The sequence below is a fragment of the Campylobacter concisus ATCC 51562 genome (assembly GCF_000466745.1).
GTDB lineage: Bacteria > Campylobacterota > Campylobacteria > Campylobacterales > Campylobacteraceae > Campylobacter_A > Campylobacter_A concisus_B.
The window spans coordinates 93470-115642 of sequence record NZ_ANNI01000001.1; the positions used below are offsets into that span (position 1 = coordinate 93470).

Annotated in this window: 34 protein-coding genes; 27 read left to right on the forward strand and 7 right to left on the reverse strand. The window is 38.9% G+C overall.

Annotated elements, in window-relative coordinates:
• Positions 1-80: 80 nt before the first annotated feature.
• Both ATCC51562_RS00400 and ATCC51562_RS09375 read right to left on the reverse strand, forming a co-directional pair.
• A complete protein-coding gene (locus ATCC51562_RS00400) occupies positions 81-941 on the reverse strand; it encodes a site-specific integrase (RefSeq protein ID WP_235044171.1) in 861 nt (286 codons plus the stop codon).
• 214 nt (positions 942-1155) lie between these two features.
• Entirely contained in the window at positions 1156-1893 is a 738-nt protein-coding gene (locus ATCC51562_RS09375; protein WP_051288428.1) for an XRE family transcriptional regulator, read from the reverse strand.
• A gap of 80 nt (positions 1894-1973) precedes the next feature.
• Here ATCC51562_RS09375 and ATCC51562_RS00410 point away from each other — a divergent pair, with 80 nt between their 5' ends.
• The 12 genes from ATCC51562_RS00410 (at position 1974) to ATCC51562_RS00470 (ending at position 9478) form a co-directional block, all read left to right on the forward strand.
• Positions 1974-2156, forward strand: a complete 183-nt coding sequence (locus ATCC51562_RS00410) for a hypothetical protein (RefSeq protein ID WP_021090359.1) — start codon at positions 1974-1976, stop codon at positions 2154-2156.
• 1 nt (position 2157) lies between these two features.
• Entirely contained in the window at positions 2158-4161 is a 2004-nt protein-coding gene (locus ATCC51562_RS00415; RefSeq protein ID WP_035167050.1) for a Mu transposase C-terminal domain-containing protein, read from the forward strand.
• A gap of 76 nt (positions 4162-4237) precedes the next feature.
• Positions 4238-5143 (forward strand): ATP-binding protein, encoded by a 906-nt coding sequence (locus ATCC51562_RS00420; protein ID WP_021090300.1) that lies wholly within the window; start codon positions 4238-4240, stop codon positions 5141-5143.
• Positions 5143-5379 carry a hypothetical protein gene (locus ATCC51562_RS00425; protein ID WP_021090263.1) on the forward strand — a complete coding sequence of 79 codons (237 nt, stop codon included), beginning with the start codon at positions 5143-5145 and terminating at the stop codon, positions 5377-5379. The genes ATCC51562_RS00420 and ATCC51562_RS00425 overlap by 1 nt, the downstream gene beginning before the upstream one ends.
• Positions 5380-5442: 63 nt before the next feature.
• Positions 5443-5784 carry a hypothetical protein gene (locus ATCC51562_RS00430; protein ID WP_021090244.1) on the forward strand — a complete coding sequence of 114 codons (342 nt, stop codon included), beginning with the start codon at positions 5443-5445 and terminating at the stop codon, positions 5782-5784.
• Between the two features lie 35 nt (positions 5785-5819).
• On the forward strand, positions 5820-6308 hold the full coding sequence (locus ATCC51562_RS00435; protein WP_021090385.1) for a host-nuclease inhibitor Gam family protein: 489 nt from the start codon (positions 5820-5822) through the stop codon (positions 6306-6308).
• Between the two features lie 448 nt (positions 6309-6756).
• Positions 6757-6960 (forward strand): hypothetical protein, encoded by a 204-nt coding sequence (locus ATCC51562_RS00445; protein ID WP_021090267.1) that lies wholly within the window; start codon positions 6757-6759, stop codon positions 6958-6960.
• A 1-nt stretch (position 6961) separates the two neighbouring features.
• Positions 6962-7360 carry a phage protein GemA/Gp16 family protein gene (locus tag ATCC51562_RS09380; RefSeq protein ID WP_021090254.1) on the forward strand — a complete coding sequence of 133 codons (399 nt, stop codon included), beginning with the start codon at positions 6962-6964 and terminating at the stop codon, positions 7358-7360.
• Between the two features lies 1 nt (position 7361).
• Positions 7362-7547, forward strand: a complete 186-nt coding sequence (locus ATCC51562_RS00455; RefSeq protein WP_021090302.1) for a hypothetical protein — start codon at positions 7362-7364, stop codon at positions 7545-7547.
• Positions 7544-8758, forward strand: coding sequence for a hypothetical protein (locus tag ATCC51562_RS00460; RefSeq protein WP_021090290.1), 1215 nt, complete (start codon positions 7544-7546; stop codon positions 8756-8758). The genes ATCC51562_RS00455 and ATCC51562_RS00460 overlap by 4 nt, the downstream gene beginning before the upstream one ends.
• Positions 8734-9051: a hypothetical protein gene (locus ATCC51562_RS00465; protein WP_021090379.1), complete on the forward strand. Its 318-nt coding sequence runs from the start codon at positions 8734-8736 to the stop codon at positions 9049-9051. Before ATCC51562_RS00460 ends, ATCC51562_RS00465 begins: the two co-directional genes overlap by 25 nt.
• 1 nt (position 9052) lies before the next feature.
• The gene (locus ATCC51562_RS00470; protein ID WP_021090351.1) at positions 9053-9478 is read left to right on the forward strand and encodes an HK97 gp10 family phage protein; all 426 of its coding nucleotides are present in this window, start codon (positions 9053-9055) and stop codon (positions 9476-9478) included.
• A 10-nt stretch (positions 9479-9488) separates the two neighbouring features.
• On the opposite strand, the gene ATCC51562_RS00475 is transcribed toward ATCC51562_RS00470, so the two are convergent.
• From ATCC51562_RS00475 to ATCC51562_RS00495, 5 genes are all read right to left on the reverse strand, one after another.
• Positions 9489-9971, reverse strand: coding sequence for a hypothetical protein (locus ATCC51562_RS00475; protein ID WP_021090340.1), 483 nt, complete (start codon positions 9969-9971; stop codon positions 9489-9491).
• Positions 9972-10031: 60 nt separating this feature from the next.
• Entirely contained in the window at positions 10032-11585 is a 1554-nt protein-coding gene (locus ATCC51562_RS00480) for a terminase large subunit domain-containing protein (protein ID WP_021090306.1), read from the reverse strand.
• Entirely contained in the window at positions 11586-11897 is a 312-nt protein-coding gene (locus ATCC51562_RS00485; RefSeq protein WP_021090361.1) for a hypothetical protein, read from the reverse strand.
• Positions 11898-11906: 9 nt separating this feature from the next.
• Positions 11907-12233: a hypothetical protein gene (locus ATCC51562_RS00490; protein WP_021090329.1), complete on the reverse strand. Its 327-nt coding sequence runs from the start codon at positions 12231-12233 to the stop codon at positions 11907-11909.
• Positions 12234-12346: 113 nt separating this feature from the next.
• Complete coding sequence (locus ATCC51562_RS00495) at positions 12347-13360, reverse strand: phage portal protein (RefSeq protein ID WP_021090308.1); 1014 nt, start codon at positions 13358-13360, stop codon at positions 12347-12349.
• A 138-nt stretch (positions 13361-13498) separates the two neighbouring features.
• Between ATCC51562_RS00495 and ATCC51562_RS00500 the strand changes: the two genes are divergently transcribed.
• The 15 genes from ATCC51562_RS00500 (at position 13499) to ATCC51562_RS00570 (ending at position 22173) form a co-directional block, all read left to right on the forward strand.
• Positions 13499-14260, forward strand: coding sequence for an XkdF-like putative serine protease domain-containing protein (locus ATCC51562_RS00500; protein ID WP_021090324.1), 762 nt, complete (start codon positions 13499-13501; stop codon positions 14258-14260).
• Positions 14260-15153, forward strand: a complete 894-nt coding sequence (locus ATCC51562_RS00505; protein ID WP_021090246.1) for a phage major capsid protein — start codon at positions 14260-14262, stop codon at positions 15151-15153. The genes ATCC51562_RS00500 and ATCC51562_RS00505 overlap by 1 nt, the downstream gene beginning before the upstream one ends.
• A 10-nt stretch (positions 15154-15163) precedes the next feature.
• The gene (locus ATCC51562_RS00510) at positions 15164-15370 is read left to right on the forward strand and encodes a hypothetical protein (RefSeq protein ID WP_051288429.1); all 207 of its coding nucleotides are present in this window, start codon (positions 15164-15166) and stop codon (positions 15368-15370) included.
• Between the two features lie 11 nt (positions 15371-15381).
• Positions 15382-15822: a glycoside hydrolase family protein gene (locus tag ATCC51562_RS00515; RefSeq protein WP_035167108.1), complete on the forward strand. Its 441-nt coding sequence runs from the start codon at positions 15382-15384 to the stop codon at positions 15820-15822.
• Entirely contained in the window at positions 15803-16165 is a 363-nt protein-coding gene (locus tag ATCC51562_RS00520; RefSeq protein WP_035167054.1) for a hypothetical protein, read from the forward strand. Before ATCC51562_RS00515 ends, ATCC51562_RS00520 begins: the two co-directional genes overlap by 20 nt.
• A gap of 230 nt (positions 16166-16395) precedes the next feature.
• On the forward strand, positions 16396-16776 hold the full coding sequence (locus ATCC51562_RS00530) for a hypothetical protein (protein ID WP_021090403.1): 381 nt from the start codon (positions 16396-16398) through the stop codon (positions 16774-16776).
• Positions 16769-17380 carry a phage baseplate assembly protein V gene (locus ATCC51562_RS00535; RefSeq protein ID WP_021090268.1) on the forward strand — a complete coding sequence of 204 codons (612 nt, stop codon included), beginning with the start codon at positions 16769-16771 and terminating at the stop codon, positions 17378-17380. Before ATCC51562_RS00530 ends, ATCC51562_RS00535 begins: the two co-directional genes overlap by 8 nt.
• A 2-nt stretch (positions 17381-17382) precedes the next feature.
• Positions 17383-17667, forward strand: a complete 285-nt coding sequence (locus tag ATCC51562_RS00540) for a GPW/gp25 family protein (RefSeq protein ID WP_021090248.1) — start codon at positions 17383-17385, stop codon at positions 17665-17667.
• Positions 17664-18746, forward strand: coding sequence for a baseplate J/gp47 family protein (locus ATCC51562_RS00545; RefSeq protein WP_021090336.1), 1083 nt, complete (start codon positions 17664-17666; stop codon positions 18744-18746). The genes ATCC51562_RS00540 and ATCC51562_RS00545 overlap by 4 nt, the downstream gene beginning before the upstream one ends.
• Positions 18743-19363 (forward strand): phage tail protein I, encoded by a 621-nt coding sequence (locus ATCC51562_RS09385; RefSeq protein ID WP_021090240.1) that lies wholly within the window; start codon positions 18743-18745, stop codon positions 19361-19363. Before ATCC51562_RS00545 ends, ATCC51562_RS09385 begins: the two co-directional genes overlap by 4 nt.
• Positions 19364-19383: 20 nt before the next feature.
• On the forward strand, positions 19384-20808 hold the full coding sequence (locus ATCC51562_RS09390) for a phage tail protein (RefSeq protein WP_021090276.1): 1425 nt from the start codon (positions 19384-19386) through the stop codon (positions 20806-20808).
• A 16-nt stretch (positions 20809-20824) separates the two neighbouring features.
• Positions 20825-21124 (forward strand): hypothetical protein, encoded by a 300-nt coding sequence (locus tag ATCC51562_RS00560; protein ID WP_021090209.1) that lies wholly within the window; start codon positions 20825-20827, stop codon positions 21122-21124.
• A complete protein-coding gene (locus ATCC51562_RS00565; RefSeq protein WP_021090262.1) occupies positions 21121-21387 on the forward strand; it encodes a hypothetical protein in 267 nt (88 codons plus the stop codon). The genes ATCC51562_RS00560 and ATCC51562_RS00565 overlap by 4 nt, the downstream gene beginning before the upstream one ends.
• Positions 21384-21551 (forward strand): hypothetical protein, encoded by a 168-nt coding sequence (locus ATCC51562_RS09680; protein ID WP_021090315.1) that lies wholly within the window; start codon positions 21384-21386, stop codon positions 21549-21551. Before ATCC51562_RS00565 ends, ATCC51562_RS09680 begins: the two co-directional genes overlap by 4 nt.
• On the forward strand, positions 21538-22173 hold the full coding sequence (locus tag ATCC51562_RS00570; RefSeq protein ID WP_021090345.1) for a hypothetical protein: 636 nt from the start codon (positions 21538-21540) through the stop codon (positions 22171-22173). The genes ATCC51562_RS09680 and ATCC51562_RS00570 overlap by 14 nt, the downstream gene beginning before the upstream one ends.

A 22173-nucleotide genomic window follows, 5' to 3' on the forward strand; every position in this document is an offset into this window, starting at 1 on the left:
TTTATCCTTTATTTAATACCTAAAATAATACTAAATAAGATATAATAATAGTCTTAAAACTCATGCTTTAAAATTTACTCCTATTCATTATCATACGATACCATCTCTACTTTAGACTTTAGTGTGTTTGCATTAATAGGCTTGGCATAAGTGTTTAGTAAAATTTTATACTGCTTTTCATGCCCTACTATCTGAGCTATAAGGTTGGCTTCGACTTCACGTTGCACTAGATAGTCTATAAAGTAGTGCCTAAAAGAGTAGAAGGTCTTTTTAGAGTCTTTATCTATAAACTTTCTTTGGATCTGGCTTCTAAAAATTTCAGAGAAGTCCTTATTGCTTACCTTAAATATATTTCCGTTTTTCTTGCTATTAACATATTCTAGCAGGCCTAGATCTATGAGCTTACTATGGATAGGCACAAACCTAATGCTGTTTTTGGTCTTGGTAGTTTTACCATCATTTGTATTTATGTTAAAGCAGTAAATTCCATCCCTTAAGACTATATCTTTCTTATGAAGCTGCGTGATCTCTTTTATCCTCATACCACTATATGCAGCTATCATTGTGACGTAATATAGCTCACTAGCCTCTATCCTTGTGCTTGGCGATTTGCCGCTTTGCTTGATGCTAGTTACTATCTCAAAGATCTTTCTAGCTTCTGATACATCATATGGAAGCACGGCTCTCTCACTAGGGTCTACATCTATCTTGACGTTCATTTTTGCGGTTATGCTTCTGCTTATATAGCCACTATCAAAGCAATAGTTAAAAAACTGAATCACCCTTATCATATATTTTTGAATAGTAACTTCAGAGAGCTTGTCGTCTTTTTCGCTTAGCTTAAGTATTTGAGATAAATTTTTATCTTTGTACCTGCTCTTTTGGGCTAGCTTGGTTGGAATTTTATAAAGAAGATCTCTAAATTGATAAATCTTATGCAAAAGGTAAAAAAGTGAGAGTGGCAAAAAATATAGAGCAAATAGCGTTAAGAGCGTTATTTTAGCAGATAGGGACATAGGGTAAAAAATGAGAACTCAAAATGCAAAATTTGCAAAATTTAGGCATTTTTTTGCATTTTAAAAGCCAAAGCTTCAATCTGCTTCAAAATTGCTTCAAAAACTTCAAAAATTATTTTAAAATTGCGTAAAATAGGCTTTATGCTGATATTAAACCCGACGGAAGCACTTTTTTAACTACGCCCACGATTTTAAGCTGGTCTAGCTCGTCATCCTCTACTACTATATCTTCATAAAGTTTGTTCATGGAGGTTAGACGAATACGCTTTTTTATTGGGTCTTTAAGTAGCTTTTTGACATATAGATCGCCACCGAGGTTTGCTATTACTATCTCGCCGTTACTGGCCTCATGCGTAGGCAAGACAAGCACCATATCGCCATCTTTTAAAAACGGTTCCATGCTGTTACCAAGCACGTTTATAACATCGTATTGTTTGGCCGGTATACGCAATATAGTCGTTAAAAAAGAAGCCGTAACGGGTATGCTTTTAAAGCTCTCGTTGTCGTTGTTTGCGCCGTATCCGGCAGCCGCGCTAACGTTAGGGAAAAAGCGCAAATTTATAAGCTTATTTTCTTGCTCGCTTATAAGATTTTGCATCTTTTGTAATTTTTCAGATTTTTCTGGACTAATGGACATATTAGGAGACGACTTATGGACACTTATGGACAAACTATTGGACATTTTGTCGTTTAGAAAATAAGATACATTTACGCCAAATGCAGAGGCAATTTTTTCTAAATTTAGTTGCGTAATATTACCTTTGCCGCTTTCGTATAATTGTATGCTAGACTTGCCAACTCCTGATTTTTCAGCCAAATCACCTTGCGTCCATTCCTTGTCTTCTCGTAAAGACCTAATCTTTTGTGCTAAATCCATAGAACACCCTTGACAAACCTAATAAATTAGATTATAATTTCGACATTGATACCAAAATTATATCAAAGGAAGCTTAAACGATGATAGATTTAATCGGCAACGTAAAAAGCGGCGGAGTAGCGGAGCAAATCCAAATCAAGACAAATAAAACTTTAAAGAGATTTTGCCGCGAAAATAACCTAAGTTATGGCAGTATTTTAAACGGCTATTTTTCTAAAAAGGCTAAAAATACCTTTAAAAAAGTCGGTATAAAAGTAGCCTAATATGTGGGTAAGTTCTAAGCAAGCGGCGGAAATTTTGGGCGTGAAATACGACGCTTTAATGAAAGCAATCAAGCGTGCAGAACAAGCAGGCAAAAAAATTTGCTCAATAAAACCTAATATATTAGGTTTTATCTACACCGACGGTATAGGTCGAGGCGGCAAAACCCTCCAAATCTGGATCGACGATGCCGTAACAAACGACGACCCAAGCAAAAAGGAGTCAGACGATGAGAAAAATAGCCTTGATCGCGGTTTGGATCATAGCCGCGGTAGCGATAGCGCCGATTTTTGCAGCGCTGTGGATAGCGCAGTTAGCGATGGATATATTATGGACGGTAGCGGCTGCTGCGAGCGCGGCGGCGATAGCCGTAATCTGCTTTGCGGAGCGCAAGCTTGCGAAAAAATAGAGGCCAAAAGCGCGAGCCAAGATCAGGTAAAGATAAAAATCGAGGATTTAGAAAATATGAATAAGCTAAAAGCCGTGCGCGAGCTAAAAAACTGCCCAAAAGGCATGAGTAAGACTATATGGGGTAAAGGAGTAGCGAAAAAATACGGAGTTAGTTTAAAGACGCTTTACGAATGGGTGAAACTAAACAAAAAAGAGGACGTAGAGATAGAAGACGATGAGTTAAGCATTGATTTTAGGGCTAGTTTTAATAGTTCTAGCTTTGAAATGAAAGCTTTAGAGTGGGCGGTTGGGTTTATGTTACATAATCCTTTGAGCTCTAAAAGGTTCGTTTACGAAAAGCTTGAAATTTACGCAAAAGAGAACGAGCTAAATATAGGCTCTTATCAAAGTTTTGCGAGATTAACGGCGAGCGCTGAAATAAAAGCCATGCTGCTTCGCGCAACCGCCGGAGATAGAGGGGTGAGAAACGAGATAGCCTCTCATATCATCAGGGATCTAAACTGCTACGAGAGTATGGAGCTAGTTTGCGGCGATCAGATAGTATTTGATTTTGATGCTATCGGCCCCGACGGAGAGGTGCTAAATCCAAACGCTTACGTATGGATAGATATGGGAAGCGGAGCGATAATCGGCGTGGACGTAACGTTTGGCAAATATAACCGCCTAAGCGTAGGAAGGAGCCTAAAAAACGCACTAAGATTCGGTATGGCGGACGCCATATACACCGATAACGGCAAGCCAGAGCTTAGTAACTACATAGAGCAGGTAAGGAGTCAGCTAAGCGGCATAAAATTTAGAGACTTCGACGATCTTGCGCCAAACATGATACACAAAAAAGCAAAGCCAGGAAACTCGCGCGCAAAACCTATCGAAAATATTTTTAACCACGTTCAAAGACGTATGGCTGAAATGATCATATCAGAGTGCGGCGGTGGGGTGAGCTACCATAAAGACAAACGCGAAAATCAAGAAATTTTAAAAAAATATATGAAAGAAAATCCTCTGAATTTCGATGATTTTATAAGCTACTTTGAAAAGGCGGTCAGGTGGTGGAACGAGCACTATAACGAAAGTCGCAAAATCTATCCTATGAAAAGTTTTCTTGAAAAGTTAGAAGCTAAACCAAAGGCGGTATTCGACGAAACGACGCTTGATTTTATATTTAGCGAAAGAAGAGCCATCAAGGTAAAAAATAGCGGCGTAACGCTAACGATAATGGGGCAAAAACGCACTTATAGCCATCCTAGACTTTGCAAATTTAACGGCGAAACGGTGGAAGTGCGCATAAACGAGAACGACTACGAGAGAGTAAATATCGTGGATATGGATAGCCACAGAGCGCTATGCGAGGCAAATATCATAGATAGGATAGATCCAAGAGATCACGAAAAAGTAAAAGCGCAAATCGCTAAAAACGAAGCGGTGATTAAAGCCGTGAAAGCGGCGTTTGGCTACTACTCTAACCTATACAAAAAGCCAAGTGCGATGAACGCGTATTCAAGTGTGGCGCACGAAACCAAGGTAAAAAATGAGAAAACTAGAAAAATTAATAAAAAAATAGCGATGAGCAACGAAGAGTTGCTTAATGCTATGTGAGCAAGCGAATGAGCGGAGTATATCGCGAAAGCGATACGAGCGATGGATATAAAAATAAACCTTATAAGGAGAATTTATGAGTATCAGTTTAAAAGAAAAATTTGAGCTTTGCCAAGCTTACGGCGAAACGCTAGAAACGATAGGCAAAGCCATAGGCAAAGGCGGGGGAACGGTAAGCGGCGTCATAAACGGCAAATACGCTTCGTCTAAGGCCGAACTTTACGAGACGGCGATCGAGGCGTATTTGGATAGGGTCTTGGCGGCAAACGCCGAAAAAAAAGAGGCAAAGACGCCTAAAAGCGAAGTTTGGCTAAGCACGGCGCAAGAAAAGATTAGAGATAGGATTTTTAAAATGAACGGCTCTAATCTTAGTTTTTTCGAGCTAATTTTAGGCGAAAGCGGTATGGGAAAGACCTTTTTACTAGAAATGACGGCGCACGAGCTTGACGGAGTATACGTCAAAGCTCGCAAAAGCCTAAGCGCAAGCGCATTTATGAGCCTACTTTTACGGGCTATCGGCGAAAAACCGAGCGGAAACATGGACGATAAATTTGAAGCCTTTTGCGAGGCTATAACGCAGAGCAAAACAAGGCTAATAATCGTGGACGAAGCCGATTTGTTCGTAAAGGACAACGACTTAACGTTCGAGAGAAAATTTGAGCTTTTAAGGGAAATTTACGAGTACGGTAAACGAAATAACCTAGGTATAGCTGTGATAGCAGTAGGTCTTGGAGTGCTTAAAAAACGTATAGATAAGCTCGGCGGCTATTTACAAAGCAGGCTTACTTATTCTCCAGAGATGGTTTTAAGCAGGGACGAGCTCATAAAAATCGGTCAAATGAACGGAATAGAGGGAGAGATAGCGGAGTTTTTAGCCGAAGGTGACAATGCGAGGCTATATGAAAAAACGTCGCTAAATCTGGCTTTGGGATACGAAGCAAAAGTGGCAGCGAATCTAGTATATCAAACAAGGAGGGCGTAATGGCGGTAAATAGCGCAGTTAATAGAACACAAGCAGCGGGGCTAGTTAGGCTAGTGAGAGAATTTGAAGAGAAAGGATTTGAAATGAGAGTAAGTGCTAAAGGTGAACTATGGGGCATAAGGCGTGGAAGCATGATAAAAGGACAAAAGGCCGACTACTCAAAGAGCATGTTTAAGCTGGTAGGTAAATATATCGTAAGAACCGCCGACGGCAAAGTGATCGATACGGCAGCTTAAATTTGATTTTTCGGGAGCTCTGCGGAGCTTCCTATAAAGTTAAATTTTAAGAAAGGAGAATAGATGAAAACAGCGAGATTAGTGTTTGTTTCTACGCCCTATGCCAGTATCGAGTGCAAAGATCGGGACAGAAACTACTACGCTAAGCAAATAGCGCAACAAGCTTGCGCTATCGTCAGAGCTAACGGCTACGAGCCTATCTCGCCCGTACTTACGTGGATGGATATATATAGCGAGCTTGAGCGTGAAAGAGTGATGAAAAACTGCGAAGAGCTGCTTAGAGTGTGCAGCTATTACTACCACCATCCGTGCAAGTGGAGCGATAAGAGTACAGGTATGGCGCAAGAGGCGGCGTGGGCTAAAGAATACGGCCTAAGCGAGCTTAAATTTAGTTTGTTCGAGTGATAGGCCTAATAAAAATTTTTAACGAGGAGTAAAAGATGCAAATAAATAGTTTTAGCGACGTAGACGTCGCTTTAAAAAGACTATGCGAAGTAAGCGTAGGTATAGAAAAAATTAACGGCGAAGTAACGCTTGAGTGTAACCGTATAAAAGAAGCTAGAAAGAGCGAAGTTGAAAGATTGGAAAGCGAAAAGAGCTACATCGAGCAGCAAATCACACTATTTTGTGAGGACAATAAGGCTGAATTTGCCGAAAAACGCTCAAAAGAATTTACCTTTGGAGAGATAGGATACCGCATAAGTAAGAGTGTAAGAATACCTAATGTAAAAGCCAAACTTGAAAGTTTGTTAAGCTCAATAAAGGCATTTGGATTAGGTAAAGAGTGCATTATATATGAAGAAAAGCCTAACAAGGAAGCACTTGCGGAGTTAAAAGACGAGGATCTAGTAAAACTTGGTCTTAAAAGAGTAGTGAAAGATAATTTTAGGATAGTGCCTAAGATAGAGAGCCTGGAGATAGGAAAATGAACGAGATAAAGAGCTATTTTCAAATCTATTGGAGTGAATATAAAAAGTTAAAAGATAGCAAAAATAGGCTTTTGCCTAGGTTTGTAAGACGAGAAAAATTAAAAATTTGTGTTAAAGGGCTTTAAAGATGATAAGTTTTTTAATATGGGGGCTAATTTTAAACATTTATGCCTTTATCATAACTCTCATTGCTACTAGGATAGTAATTCCTAAATCTGAACGAAAAAGAGATTCTAAAAATATAGTTACAGCAGCGATAACTGTAATGCTAGTTCCTTACATGATGATGGTCTTATGTCTATGTGCCATGATAGTCCTAGCAGTTTGTAAATTTGACTATGAAGAGTTGAAGAAATTTAAAGAGAGGGCAAAAGGGCTTTAAGCCCTTTAAAGAGCGTTTTAAACCACTTTAACGCTCTTTAAAAGGTTTAATTTAAGGAAAGACGGTTTGACAACTAAACAAAGAATTCATCTTAATAATCTACACGAAAAAAAGAGAGCATCGTATCAAGCTAGACTTAATAATGTCCTAAGCTACGATCTTAGTTTTTACCGCTTTAAAAACGGAAAGCTAAACGTATCAAAACTAGCTAGATGTAGTGGTTTAAGCCGTGGATTTTTAGAAAAACATTTATGGTTTAGAGGCTTATAAAATGAGTAAAAAAGAAGAAATTTATAGAAAGCAGCTTTTGGCAATCATCCATACGCACCCGTTTTATAAACACGCAAAACAAAATGACGCATGGGGAGAATTTTTAAGCGCTTGGGACGTAAAAAGCTGCGCGCAGTTAAAAGTAAAAGAGCTTATAAATTTAATAGCCGTTATGGACGGTAAAGATAATCCAAAGTCCAGTACAGCAGAGTTTGCAACGCAAAGTCAAATATATGCCATAAAATCTCTTTGGCAAAGAGTGGCTAATGATAAAAGCGACAAAGCCTTACTATTTTTCATAAAGCGGATAACTAAAAATTTATACCTAAAAATAGAGTATATAAAAAAGAGAGAGGCCTCAAAAATACTTATAGTTTTAAAGAAGATGGAGAATAAATAAAATGCTTTGTCCTAAATGCGCATGCGAAAAAACGAGCGTTTTAAAAACGATTAAGGGACTAAAAAACATAAGAATGAGAAGATGCGAGGGCTGTGGATATAGCTGGATGACCGAAGAAAAGCCCATAAAAGACAAAGAACTAATAGAATACGCCGAATATATAGAGCGTATCGAAGGTAAAAAATGAGATTTTTAAAAGCTTTAACTAGATACAAGATACTAAAATCAAGCGAAGATATAGAGTTTTTGCTACAAAACTACACCGCTACGCAGATAGAAAAACTAGAAACCATAACAGCCGAAATTTTAGCTATTAGCACCGAAAATACGGACAAAGAAACCCTAAAGAAGCTACTTTTAAACAAAGCCAAAAGTGCAAACATAGATGTGCTTCCTAGCGATCTTGAAAATTTATATATCATCTTATCCAAAAGAGCGCTAAAAAAAGTGGCCGAAAGCATGAATAAAACTCTATCATTCGTATTTGACGAGATAGATGCGGATGCAGTGGAGGCGATGAGAAAGAGCTTTTACTGGATGGGCAAAGAGTATAACGAAAATCTGCAAAGCAGGCTAAAAGATAAGATAGAGGGCGTTTTTAAAGGCGAGATAGAGCTTGATGAGATCGGCGCAGAGCTAAAGAGGGAATTTGGCTCTATAATAAGCGCGGATGAGAGTTATTTTAAGGGAGTGAGCGATCATATAGCATTGCAGGCTAGAAACGTCGCTACCGTAACGCAAGGGGCTAAATACGGCGTAAAATATTATAAAATTTTAGCTATTATGGACGCTAGAACGACACAAATTTGCCGCTCGATGCACGGACGCATAATCCCAGCCACACATCTTGAAGCACAAGCGGAAAAAATACTAAACGCAAATAGCCTAGCTAGCAAAAAAGCGGCCGCAGCGTGGAGAAGTGAAGCGTATTTAGGCAAAAGCGATAAAATGGATAGTAATTTTGGACTTCCGCCTTATCACTTTCGCTGCCGCACGGAAGCCGTGCCGGTATGGGTTGATGAAGAAGAGATAGATGGCGTAAAGATGAGAAATACACAGCCCTTTTACGAAAGTGAGATTATAAAACATATAGATAAAACGGGCGTTGAAAGATATGCAAACAAAAAGACTTACAATCACTCTGTAAGTTCATCAAAAAGAAACGTAAGCCCAGCAGATACTATAAAAGCACTCAACTCTATCTTAAAGATAGCTCCACACAGAGGACATGCAAACAGAAGCGTAGCTGTAAGCCAAAACGGCTATTTTATGGTGTTCGATGGTGATTATTTATATAATATATTTAAACCGAGCGATAATCTGGAAAGATATTTTAAGAGAAGCGCGGTTTTAGATAAAGCGGAGATTATAAAATGGAAATTTGCAATATTTGCCTAGGTAACGGCTGGACGATAGAGAGCGCTAAAAACGCCAGTTTGGGTAAAGGTATGGAGATTGAAATTTTTGCTCAATTTGAAGTGCTTAATGATGATATTACCTGGATTTATGACATTGTCCTCCCAAGCGATGAGGCTATAAGTGAATGTAAAAAGATCGCTATGTTTAATAAAGCTTGTAAGTTTGTTGTTTATGATCTTGATAAAAGTGGCGACAATTGGATAAAAAAAGAGAGTTTTAGCGGTACTTTTATAGACGCATTAGAATACATAAAAGAAAATTTCAAAGTATAAAATGAAAAATATCGACAAATTTTTAAAAGACTTCCTTTTTAGAGTGGGTTCGGGCGTAGCGCAGGTCGCCAAAGAAAAAACAGCACCTATAAGAACAGGCAATCTCAAAAGAGACATAAGGGTCTTTGAGGTAACCGCCAGCGAGGTAACAGTAGGCAATACCCTAAAAGCAAAATACGCTAAATACGTCCACGGCGGCACGAGAGCGCACGTAATAAAACCCAAAAATAAAAAAGCTTTAGCCAATAAAAAAGCGGGATTATTTTTTGGTAAAAAGGTAAATCACCCCGGCATAAAGGCAAATCCTTATCTTCTAAACGCTTGGAATATCTACAAAAACGGCGGTTTAAAACGTGCCAGCGATGAGCTAGCACAAAATGTAGGCAAAGAGATAGTAAAAGAGATAAAAGTGATTTTAAAAAATTAATAAAACATAGTTACTCTGTCGCATCTCCAACAAAAAGACTTTGTTTGATATACTCGCCTTTAAAATTTTGTCTACTATCTATAAGATTATGAATTTCAACTAAATCTAACCATTTCGGTGCAGGTGCAGGCAGTATTTTTAAATCCCCAAGCTCCTTGTTTGCGCTTTTAAGCATAACACTGCGATGCGTTATGGCCTTTCCGTTTATCGCATAAACATCAAAACCCCCAAATTTATTCGTCGCGGTATCGTCTACGACGTAAACTCCGCCTTGCGTATGATCGCCCCCCGCTTCAAAACATTTTATAAATAAATAGCCCTTATATTGCGTGTGGGCACACCTTACTGGGTTGTATTTTTTGTAATAAAATATATACATATTTGTAAGAAGCTCTTCGTATTCTTCTATATCTGCCTTAATATTTTTATCTTTGCTTTCACATCCGCAAAATACAAACATACCCATAAGTAAAATGACCAAAAACCTTTTCATGCCACCCCTCTCTTTTGTCAAGTAAGCTTATTTTGGTTTTAAAAAAATTATATCAAATTTTTAAATAATATATGCCTTGCCTCTTTTATCTCTCACCTTTTCAAAGTAGCTAAGCGCGAGAGCTAGCGCCCAAAAGCGGTCTGCGTGGCCGTGTTCGTTTCGGTCGCTGTCGTAGGTAAAGCTTTTAGCGCCCGCTTTTCGCTTTATAGCGTGAAGATCGGCTATTAATGCCGGGTCGTTTGGGATGATTATGCTTTTATCTTCAAAGTGCTTTTTTAAATTTAGCGCCATAGCCTCTTTACTGCTTTGCGTAAAATAGACCCCTTGCACCCTTGAAGGAAAGCGCCTTTTTACCTTTTCGGCTACGCTCATGCCAATACCGGTTTTATCTATCTTTTGCATAGCCAAAGGATTGAAACGTAAAAAGTCGATGAGTAAATTTTCTTGCGCTTCAAAGCTTGCTTTGGCGATAACATCTAGCACGCTTAGCTTCTTTACGCCGCCTTCGTCGTATACGGCTATATGAGCCGATCTATCTTTCGTGCGGCCAACGTCAAATCCTGCATATTGCGGGACGCTTTTAGCCGGAAGTGCTGGCACATAGTCTTTTATACAACTTTTTATAAGCTCCACGCTTAAAAGCGCATTTTCATCGTCTATAAATTGGCACTCATACGCGCTCGCCCATGTATCGGCGTCAAAAAGATCTCGCATAGTTTCAAGATCGAAATTTAGTCCGTCCTCTATGGCCCTATAAATATCTACTCTATGCCTTGAAAACATATAGTATTTCGTTTCGTTGTCGAATAGCTCATGAAATAGCGAATTCTCTTCAAACGGCGTAGATAGGATAGTGAGGCGACCCGCTACCGCACCGATTGATGGCACGAAAGCATGCCAGATTCGCTTTTGATTTGGATACCAAGCGAACTCATCCATCCAAATATCGCCCGTAAAACCTTGCACTGTGCGGAAGTTATGAGCCATAACCCTAATCGTAGCGCCGCTATCTAGGCTCTTTTCGTATTCGCTATTTTTAGCAAAAAGTATGCCGAATTTCTCAGCCCATCCGTCTAGGTAGTTCATTAAAATCCTAGCTTGCTCTTCGCTCGCGCTCAAAAACAGCTGATTACGACCCGCAACGGCTCCAAGCAGCGCATCAAGGCTCGAGGCGTATGAAAAACCTATTTGGCGGGATTTTAGCACGATACGAAACTGAGACGTGTCATTGATAAAATCTTTTTGATAACCGTAAAGCCCGCCCTCATCCATAGCTTTAGCCTTTAGGCTTTCATAGTCTGCGTTCATTATGGTGGTAGGCTTTTTCTTATTTTTTACCTTCGCCTCTTTTGCCTTTTGGCCTTCAAGGCGAGATAAAGACGCGGAGAGCATCGCTATTTGTTTTGCCTTGCTGTCGCTACTTTTGCCTTTGCTAAGCTCTGCGATTTGAGCTTTTAAATTTTGAGCGGTTAGGCGGCCTTGCTTATCCTCTTTGCCTTTCCAACGCGATAGAGTAGATACGTCAATCTTGTATTCTTTGCTAATTTCAGACAACGAGTATCCAGAGGAGATTAAATTTAAAACGAGTTCTTTTGTCTGCTTAGAATACGCCATTTATTCATCCTCCAAACAAGAACGCATAAAATCAAGCGTGAAATCAAAATTTAGTATATCAACGCCCCGCTCATCCGTGGCATCTACGCTTGAGTTTTTAAAATTTAAAAGAGGAGTTAGACTCATAAGCTCTTTTAATACAACCTCTCCGGCGCTAATGGGAACAATAACGGTCAAGACGGCTTTATACTGCGCATGGTTAAGCACACTTCTTTCGGAAACGAAAATTTTAAAATCGTCTTCGTGTTTTAAAATTAATTTTTCGCAAAATGCAATTAGCTCTTTTTCGGTCTTGATATTCTCTGCTTCCATACTCTCTCCTTAAACAGCGGCATAAAAATATCCGCTCGTATTTTTCTTCGTCGTAAGTTTGTAAAATTTATCCATCCAATACTCCTCCCACTGCTTAACGTCTTTAAAAGTGTCTAAGCTTTCGTCATATTCATTTGCGCGCTGCTGGATTTTAAGCCAAAGCTTCTGTCCTAAAAGCGCTAACGTATAAAAAGCTGCGGCTTTTGTTTTACTCGTCTCTTCTACGGCGTATTTGCCTATCTGAGACTCCGCCATTTCTATATACGGTATTATCTCGTCGTCGGCTATCATTTTTAATTTGTTATAGCGTCTAATTTCATCTATGATATTTTGCATATTATTCCTTTTTAAAAACCTGCTTCAAAACGCTTCAAAACGGCTTCAATTTCAACGAACGTATTTTAAAGATACGTTTGCATTGTTTTACTATTAAAACGGCTTAAAACGTTTTATTTGTTATAACCCAAAATTCCGCGCGCTTCATTTAAGCTAATTATACCGCTGCTTACCAGTCCGGCTACCAGCTCTCCGTCGTCTTTAAAGTTGCTTACGTCGATAGGCTTAAGCTTGATAGGATAGCCGATACTATCGAAAAACCACTCTATTTGCTCTTGTTTTGGGATGATCGTAAGCTCGTTAAAGCTGTGCAGCTGTCCAGTTACCTCTCCGCTGCCTCCAAGCTGTCCGGCGGTCATTACTCCGACCATTCTAGGCGGTACTCCGTGCGCGGCTATGATCTCGTCTCTATTTAGGTTTTTAAGCTTTTCAAAACTAATATCGCTTACCTTGCTTAGATCCTCGATACGTACTTTCGCATTCTCACCGTTTGCAGTTAAAACCAATGTTTTGTGCGCATTGCCCGTCCCTTTAAAATTTGAGCCGAAAAATTCTTTAAAGGCGTTAAGCTGCATCTCGTCAGGCTCTGAATTTTCAAAGATTATGGCCGTATCGGCGCGGGCGGAGTTTTCAAAAAAAGCGTTATTAAAACTATCGGCCTTTTGATTGGTTAGAATTGAGAGCATAGCCGCCAAATAATCAGGCTCTCCGTAAAATCTAGAGTTTGGAGAATAATAATATAAGTGTTTTGCATTAAGTGCTATTGATTTATTGTTTTTTACTTGAAATATTTCTTTGCTTTCGTTTACTCTAGCTTCGATAGAGGGAAGTATATAAAGGTTTTTACCCGCAATTTCAACAAAAGCATTTCCAAAAATTTCAAGATTTAATATAAACGCATATAAAAAATCTTTGGGCGTCATAACGCCACCTTCAAGCTTTGAGCCATCTTCTATATTAGATAACAGTGATGCTTTTAATTGCACGGCTCGCCTGTGATAGGTATTGGCGTAAAAAAGACCTAGTAGTCTATCAAAGCTAAAAAACGGCTCTATTAAGCCTTGTGAGTCTTTGCTTTCTTCAGTAAGCTGTGCGCTACCTTGCGCTGCTTTAAAAATTCTATCCATATTTATCCTAAAAATTTTTAATCCAATTCTACGATAAAGATTTTTCGCTTTCTAGCAAGATAAGACATATATGTCTTATTTAGGTTTTTTAAAATCTTATTTTTGGCGAAAATGGCGGAAAAAAATAAGGAGTAAGTAATGGCTAGAGAGATAACCGATATGCAAATCAAGTTAATTTCGCTGGTATCAGCAGGTGCTAACAATAAAAAAATTATCTACAAAAATGAGAATTTTAACGAGCTGTTAAGAGTCGATTTTAAAAAGAGCGATGCAGAACAAGGAGTTGTTTATGGGATAGTTTATGCCCCGGACGAAGTGGATACGCAAGGAGATTTTGCAAATGCTGACGAAATCAAAAGGGCTGCTTATAACTTTATGAAGAGATCGGACCTTAGCTACTGTATAGATGTAAATCATAATTTTAATATCGCAGACGCCTATATATGCGAAAGCTGGATAGTAAAAAGCAAAGATGAATTCTTTAATGAAGAGGGAGCGTGGGCGGTAGGTATCAAAATAGAAGATGAGGAGCTGCGAGAGATGATAAAAAACGGAACGATAACTGGACTATCAATGTATGGCAGTGGAGTGATAAAGGGGAGCGAAAAAGAAGATGTCACAAAAGGCGGCGTGATAGCGGCGCTAAAAGAGTTTTTCGGCTCAAGCGAAAATTTTAAAAAAGAAAGTTCAAACAACAAAGGAGAAACGATGGATGAAAATAGAGTTGCCGAGCTTGTAAAAGCTGGCATTAGTGCAAATGAGGCAAAACTTGAAACGCTTGAAAAATCGGTAAGCGAGCTAACCGCTAAACTTGACGCGATAACAAGCGAGTTAAGCAAATCAAAACAAGACGTAACGATCGAAAAAACACAAATTTCAGCAAGCAAAGGAATACTATAATGGACGGATTAAACGATATTTTAAAAGGCTCTATGAATGCCACTAACGTTACTCTCTCGGGCTCACTTACACCCGAGCAATCGCATAATTTTATAGACGTTATTAAGCAAAACAACGGCTTTTTGCAAAAAATCCATACTGAAAAAATGGGTAGACTTACTAAAGAGCTCGACGCATGGGACGTAGCAAAAGGAATTTTGGTGCGCGTAGCCAGTGGCGAAAAACCAAACGACTCACAAAGATCGGCTTTAAGCAAAGTAGGTGCAAAGCTAGATGCCAAAAGCGTTCAGCTATTCTCTCGCATCTTGCAAGACGCGTTAGAAGACAATAAGTCAAACCCTAATTTTGAAAAAGAGACTTTTGACGCGTTTGCTAAGGCTTTTGGTAACGATTTGGCTCTTCTTGGCTTTACCGGAGAGAGCGATACTTACGACGGAACTTTTAAGACGCTACATAAAGGCTGGCTACAAGTAGTCAAGGACTCTAGCGACGCAGTTAAATTAACCTATACAGCATCAGAAAAGGTATCAAATAGACTGAGTGCATTAGTTGGATCTATAGACCCAGACATCGTAAGTGAAGCTAGGATTTTGATAAACCCTTCCGACGTTCAGGAATACAATAAAGAGCTAAGCGCACTAAATTCGCCGCTTCATCTCGTTCAAGGCGGAGCCAACCAAATACTTGGCATTCCATTTGAAATAACTCCTCTTATGCCAAAAGGCACTTATCTAGCTACTCCACTTAAAAACTTAGTTTTAGGAGTAGTTTTAGACATCCGTCGTAACCGCTGGTATGACGCTGAAGAGCGAGCCTTAAAATACGTATTTGATGTATTTACTGATTATGAAGTAGTCGTTAAAAAATGGGCTAGCCTTATGAGTAAGGCATAAAGGAGCGAGCATGATGTACATAGCTAAAGGCAATATATGCGTAAAGGGAAATTTCGTTAAAGAGGGTGAGACAATCACCCTTAATCAAAACGAAGCTAAAAAGTATTTGGACTCCTCAATGATAGAGGTTTTTGAAGAAAATGACTCAAATACACAGTTGCAAGATCAGGACAAATCCTCTGATCAAGACGATAATTTGGAGTCAAAAGAAGAGTGATCGAGGTCAAAATGTCATTAAAAGAAAATATAAAAGAGAACGAAGGCTTTAGAAGCTACATATATCAGGATACTCGTGGGTATCCTACTGTCGGATATGGTTTTAAGGTTTCATCTCTTAGTAAAGACGAACTCTTTTTAAATGGCGGCAAGGCTGAGCCTATGAGTAAAGCGGTAGCAGATCAAATTTTAGAGATGAAGCTAATTAAGCTTGCCTCTAGCGTTTGTGAAGCTTTTCCTTGGCTAGAAGATAAGCCAAAAAATGTCCAAGACGTGGTAATAGAAATGTGCTATCAAATGGGCGTACCAGGCGTGAAAAAGTTTGTTACTACTCTTAATTTCATAAAGTCTGGTGAATATGAGGCAGCCTATAAAAATGGGCTAAATAGCCTTTGGGCAAAACAAACGCCGAACCGTGCAAAGAAGGTGCTAAGTGGGTTACTTGATAACTAAACTTCCTATCGTAGGCTTTGCATTGGCCGCGCTTTTAGGTTTTGCTTGCGTAAATTTGTTTTTGGAAAATTCAAAACTCCAAAGTATAAATTCCGTCTTGCTTAAAGACCTTGAAAGTGTAAAAGAGAAAAACGAGCGACTAACCAAGGACTACACTACAGTCAAAAACAATCTAAGTGCCTGCGATACAGCTCTTGCTTCACAAAACGAAGCTATAAAGGCTGCTGCGGTAAAGATCGACGATACTCCGTCAAAAGAGGCCGAGAGAATAAAGAAGATTTACGTCAAAGATAAAAGCTGCGAGGCGGAACTAGCGGCATATAAGGAGCTGTTTCGTGATTAGGATTTCGCTTTTTTGTCTATTTGCTTTGATCTTTGCGGGCTGCGCGGCCAAACCTCAAGCGAGCGAGCCGTACATAATCTATAAAGAAAAATACGTGCCCGTAAGGTGCAATGCCGAGATGCCCGTAAAACCTAAAGACGACGGTACGTTCGAGACGGATAAGAGGATTGCTATTTACTATCGCGATTGCGAAAAAAAACTAAAACAATGTCTTGGAATAAAGGAAGAAGATGGAAAATAGCCTAGATTTTGGCAATGAGATAAGAGAGACAGCTGGATTAATAAATTTAGCTGGATCATGGGGATTAAATGAATTTATTGTCTTTATGGCGATTTTTGGCTTTATCGGTTTTGTGGTGGTCTTTTTGCTGCTTAGTAGATATACGAGCAAAAACACTGATTTGATGATCGATGTAGTGAATAAAAATAGTGAAGCTATAAATAAACAAAGTAGTGCCACTGAAAAGCTAAGCGATATTTTAGCAGCAAATTTCGCAACAAATAAAGAGAAGCTTAATGAAATACATGAAGATGTAAAAGAGATCAAGCATAGCGTAAAGTATACGAGAATGCCAAGAAATAAAAAATTTAGCGAGCATATAAATGATTGAAGTTGGAATTATAAGTGAAGTAAGAAATGACCGTGCAAAAGTTGCCATTGGTTCGATGGTAACTGATTTTTTGCCGGTATTTCAAGCACATGCCAACTCTTATGCAGTGAGCTTTTCGCCAATACGCGTAGGAGAGCAAGTGCTAGTGCTGCCTGTGCATGATGAATTAAACTCAGGTGTGGTGCTTCGTGGGCTTTATCAAAGTTCATATAAAACTGATGCGACTGATAAGAAAGTACATATAAGTTTTGAAGATGGCATAAAGATGAGCTATGACAGCTCTAGCTCTTGCCTTGAAATTTCATCTCCAAAGCTTATAAACATAACTTGCGATAACGCAAATGTAAAGGCTAAAAATGTGATGGTAGAGGCCAGTGAGACAACGATAAAAAGCGGGGATATCAAGCTGCTCGGCAATACTTTGATACAAGGGGCGATAAATACAGCTGGAGTTGGTGGTGGTAGTGGTAGCTTTGAGATAAATGGAGATGTAAGGATCACTGGGTCAATCACAGCAGGTGGTAATGCAAACTTTGGCGGTAGCGTACGTGATGGACGTGGCAGCCTAACAGATCATACAAATAACGGACTTGCAAGGGATTAGTGATGAAATATCTTATTGATATAGAAAACTCTATCAAAGACATACTCCTAACTCCGCTTGGCAGTAGAGTGATGCTGCCTGAGTATGGCAGCAGAATTTATGAGCTAATAGATCGCAAGGTGGATGATGAATTTCGTGCTGATCTGGCGTGCTTTGTGATAGAGGCGGTTGAGAAGTGGGAAAAGAGAGTAAAGATCGATGAAGTTCGTCTTATAGGTTTAAAAGATCATAAGCTTAGCTTTAAAGTAGTGCTTATGAGTGGCGATGAGATAGAGGTAAGAGCATGAATTTAAAACAACTTCCATATCCAAACGTTATTGAAGTGCTTAAATATGATGAAATTTTAAATAATGTTAAAAACCTTTTTAAAGAGCATTTAACTGATGATGAAATTTCACTACTTGAAAGTGATAACTACTCGGCTTTACTTGAAACATTGGCTTATAGAGAGTTGCTTTTGCGAGCCAGGATAAATGATAGCGTTAAGGCTATGTTGCTGCCATTTTCTACTGGAGATGACCTTGATAACATAGTAGCGATTTATGGCATAGAGAGACTAAAAGGAGAGAAGCCAACCGCGCAGAATGAATTTAGCCTCTCTATGCCAAGAAGCAGCGATACATATTTGCCAAAAGGGCTAATTTTACGCAGCGAAAATGGTGAAATCGCAATTTTAAAGAGTGAAGTTGTGATAAGAGCAAATGAGCTAAAAGCTGTTGGAGTGATCATCTTAGATGAGTTTACAAAAACCAGCAAAGCAAAGTGCGAATATATCCAAACACCACTTCCTTTCGTATTAAAAGCAAAACAGCTAAGTGAGTTTGAAGGCGGAGCCGAGCGTGAAAGCGATGATAGGCTAAGAGAGCGTGCAGTTTTAAGTCTAGAGCGTTTCTCAACTGCAGGCAGTGCTAAAGCATATACTTATCAAACACTAAGCGCAAATGCAAAGGTGCTGGAGTGTAGTGTGCTAAATGGCGGTGCAGGTGTAGTTCAAATTTATCTAAAAACTACCGACATGAGCGAAGAGACACGCAAAGATGTGGAGAGCTTTTTAAGTGCCGAAAAGGTCAGGCCACTAACCGACAATCTAAGCGTGTTAAATGCTACAAAGATAGATGTAAAGGTAGTAGCTACTCTTGAGCTAACAGATATGCTCTTTCAAGACGAAATTGCTAAGAGTATCTCGGCTCTGCTAACTACTCTTAGCCTTGGCGAGGATCTAAATTTAAGCTACATCTATAAAAATCTACATCAAAACGGCGTTTATAGAGTAAGTCTTAAAGAGCCGCTTAATGATAAAAAGATAAGCGTAAAAGAATTTGTAAATTTAAGCTATGAGATAAGCTACAAAAAGGCTGAATTATGAGCTTGCTACCTAATCACAAAAGTAAATTTGATAAGAAATTTGACTTGCTTTTTGGCGTAAGGTTTGAGGATCTAGACATTGGTGTCATAAATACTCTTGCAAGCAAAGCTCCAAAAAATTTACTGCCAGTACTTGCAGCTAGCTTTGATGTAGATATTGATGGACTAAACGAAAATGAAGCTAGAGAGCTCATAAAAAACGCTTTTGAGATACATTACTACTCAGGTACTTTTTATAGTCTAAATAAAGCATTAAGCGCACTTTATGCAGATGCCAAGGTTAAAGAGTGGTTTGATTATGCAGGACCGCCTTATCACTTCAAACTAGAGCTTGATGCAAGCAAAAATGGAGTAAGCCCACAGACACTAAAGAGATCTGATGAGATCATAAACACCTATAAAAACGTGCGTAGCGTATATGATGGAGCAAGCATAAAAGCGACTGCTAGCATAAATTTAAAGGCTTATTCTTATACGTTTAGCGGTGAAAACATAAGCGTAGATCCTTACGTAATATCAAATATAAGCCAAAGAGCGAGTTTTAAAGTAGGAGCTACTACGCAGATAAACGAGATCATAAGCATACCAGTCAATTTAAATGCTCAATTTTTTAGGTAATAAAATTTAAAAGGAAAGCAATGAAACAATATACAATTCTAACTGCAAACGGCATCAATAAGCTTTTAAAAACAGCTAGCAATGGAAGCAAGATCATACTAAAAGAGGTGGTTGTCAGCGATTTTGATGGCGAGCTAAGTGAAAGCATAACAACTATACCAAATGAGAAGTATAGAGGTGCAATAAATGCAATAACAATAAACGAGAGTGACAGCAATATTCTTGATGTTGATGCGATAATACCACCTGATGTTGGTGGTTTTTACATAAAAACTGCTGGTATTTTTTGCGATGATGGCTCACTCTTTGCGGTGGCGCGCCTGGCCGACACATACAAGCCGCTTTTGAGTGAAGGAAGTAGCAAAGATATCACACTTAGCTTTAGGCTACAAATAGCAAATGCAAATGACAGCATCGTGCTCAAAGTGGATAATAACGTAGTGCTTGCCACAAGAAAGTGGAGTGATGCCACGTTTTTAAAAAAGACCGACAAGATAGATGCCTACACAAAACGCGAAAGCGATGATAAATTTGCTCTAAAAACCGAACTAACGGACGGCTTGCCGATAGGTGCGTATCTAAGCTATCCAAGCCAAAAGGTTATACCAGCAGGGTTCTTAATAGCTGACGGCAGAAGCCTTAAGAAGTCTGAATATGCAGAGCTATTTAATGTATTGGGTTACGTATATGGTGGCTCAGGTGAAAACTTTAACTTGCCAAATTTCTCTGATGGTAAGTTTATGCGTTCTATTGGGGGCAATGCTGCACAGCTTGGTGTAGTGCAACAAGATGAAATAAAATCACACTCACACAGTATAGGCCAGCAGCCAGGGGTAGGACAATCAAATAATGGTGGGACGGGTGGCTTTGTTGGTCAAAATAGCTATATGCAATCAGGTGTGACAGGTGGTAACGAAACACGTCCATACAATATGGCGGTAGTTATCATCATAAAAGCCAAAAATGTAAATACCCCAGCAGCTGGGCAAATCGACAAAACAATACTTGCAACCGAAACAAAAGCAGGCATAACCAAACTAAAAAACTCTATAACAGCACAACAAGAAGATGTAGCCGTTACAGAGAGAGCGGTAAGAGAGTTTGTGAACAATAGCCAAAACGGAATAGGTGTAGGTCAAACTTATAAAAAAGTGTGGGATCAAAGAGACCTAAACACTTACTACCCAAATACCACAAATAAGCCTATATTAGTGTGTGTTAGCATTGAAGCCAATAATACTGATATACCGGTATCTGTGATTGTAGATGAGGTAATGGTTTTAACAGCTGATTTGGACAACTATACAAACTATAGTTTTTCTTTCATAGTACCAGCAGGCTCAAAATACAAACTAGCTACATTAACAAATCCTAGTTACAAAAAGAGGGATTTGCTTACGGAGATTAATAATGAAAAACTAAATACTTGGTCTGAATTAAGTTAAAAAGGAGAGCAAAAAGATGAAATATTATAAAGATAGTAGCAATGAAATCTATGCTTATGATGACAATGTCAGCAAAGAAGCTTTAGCTGCAAGCGTAGAAAAGTTTAGTTTAACACCTTTAACACAAAAGGAGATAGAGGAGTATTTAACGCCAAAAATAGACGAAAGGGCTAAGGCTTTAGCACAGCTTGAAGCGGATATAAAAGAATGCGAGGATGATATAAAGCATGCTCTTATTATCGGCAACACGGCAGTGTTAGAGAGCTTGCGAAACGAATATAAGGAATTAATAATTCAAAGAGAGGGGCTGAAATGAGCTATTTTTTAATCTGCATGTTGTCGCTAATAGTTGGCATTTTGCTATGCCCTATCGTGATTTTTTTACGTGCTAGAAAATGCGAGGGCTGGGACAATAGCAATATGACAAACATTGTCAGAGTGTTCGCCCACTTGGCGACACACCCTGACGACTTCGGCAAAATGTACTATGAAAATGGCAAGAAACCATTTTGGTACCTCTCAGGTGACGAGTTCACAGATGTGGTTCAAACTAGACCAACACAAAAGGATAAGAAATGAGAGTAAAAATTAAAAGGTGCGAAATTTGCGCATCAAAGCTGGATAAAGACGGCGCTTGCACTTGGAGCGAGTGTCCTAAGTGCCCAGAATACAAACAGAGCGAAACAAAAGAGAATGAGAAGCCAAGTAAGAAGTCAAAAAAGGAAAATGATGCTAAAGAGTAAAGAGATATTGCGTCTTATAATGATCATTTTAGTAGAGCTTATGCTTGAGATCCTCTCATTTGTAGTTGTGCCAGTTGCATTACTATTTTGTAAAAAAGATGATGAACATCTGCCAAAGATATTTAGGTGGTTTGAAGATGCAAACGACTATTACGATGGTAAGTGTGCTGCTATCAATGGCGATAGTGGCTGGAGAGAGAAGCACTATCCTGAACCAACCAATAGAACATATAAAGCAAGACTTCTTTGGCTCTTACGCAATAAGATAGGACGCTTTTCGAGTGAGATTAACGGCGTCAAAGTAGATGATGTAAATCCATATAGTATACAAACGATAGGTGATCCCAATATTGCCAGTAATGGCGGCAAAGAGAGTGGTTTTTGTAAAGTTACTTGCACTTTAAAAGATGGCAGGGAGCGTTTTGGACTTTACAAAACGATCCGCTACAAAGGCTTTTTAAGTGGCTTTTATTGTCGCATTTATGTCGGATGGAAGCTTATGGATATAGCAGGGGCAAATGCCTTAAATTTTAAAGAGTTCACCCAGAAAGATGATAAGAAACATCTAAAAACGGTGTGGTGTATAAATCCATTTAAAAAAGTAAATCAAAAAGGAGAATAA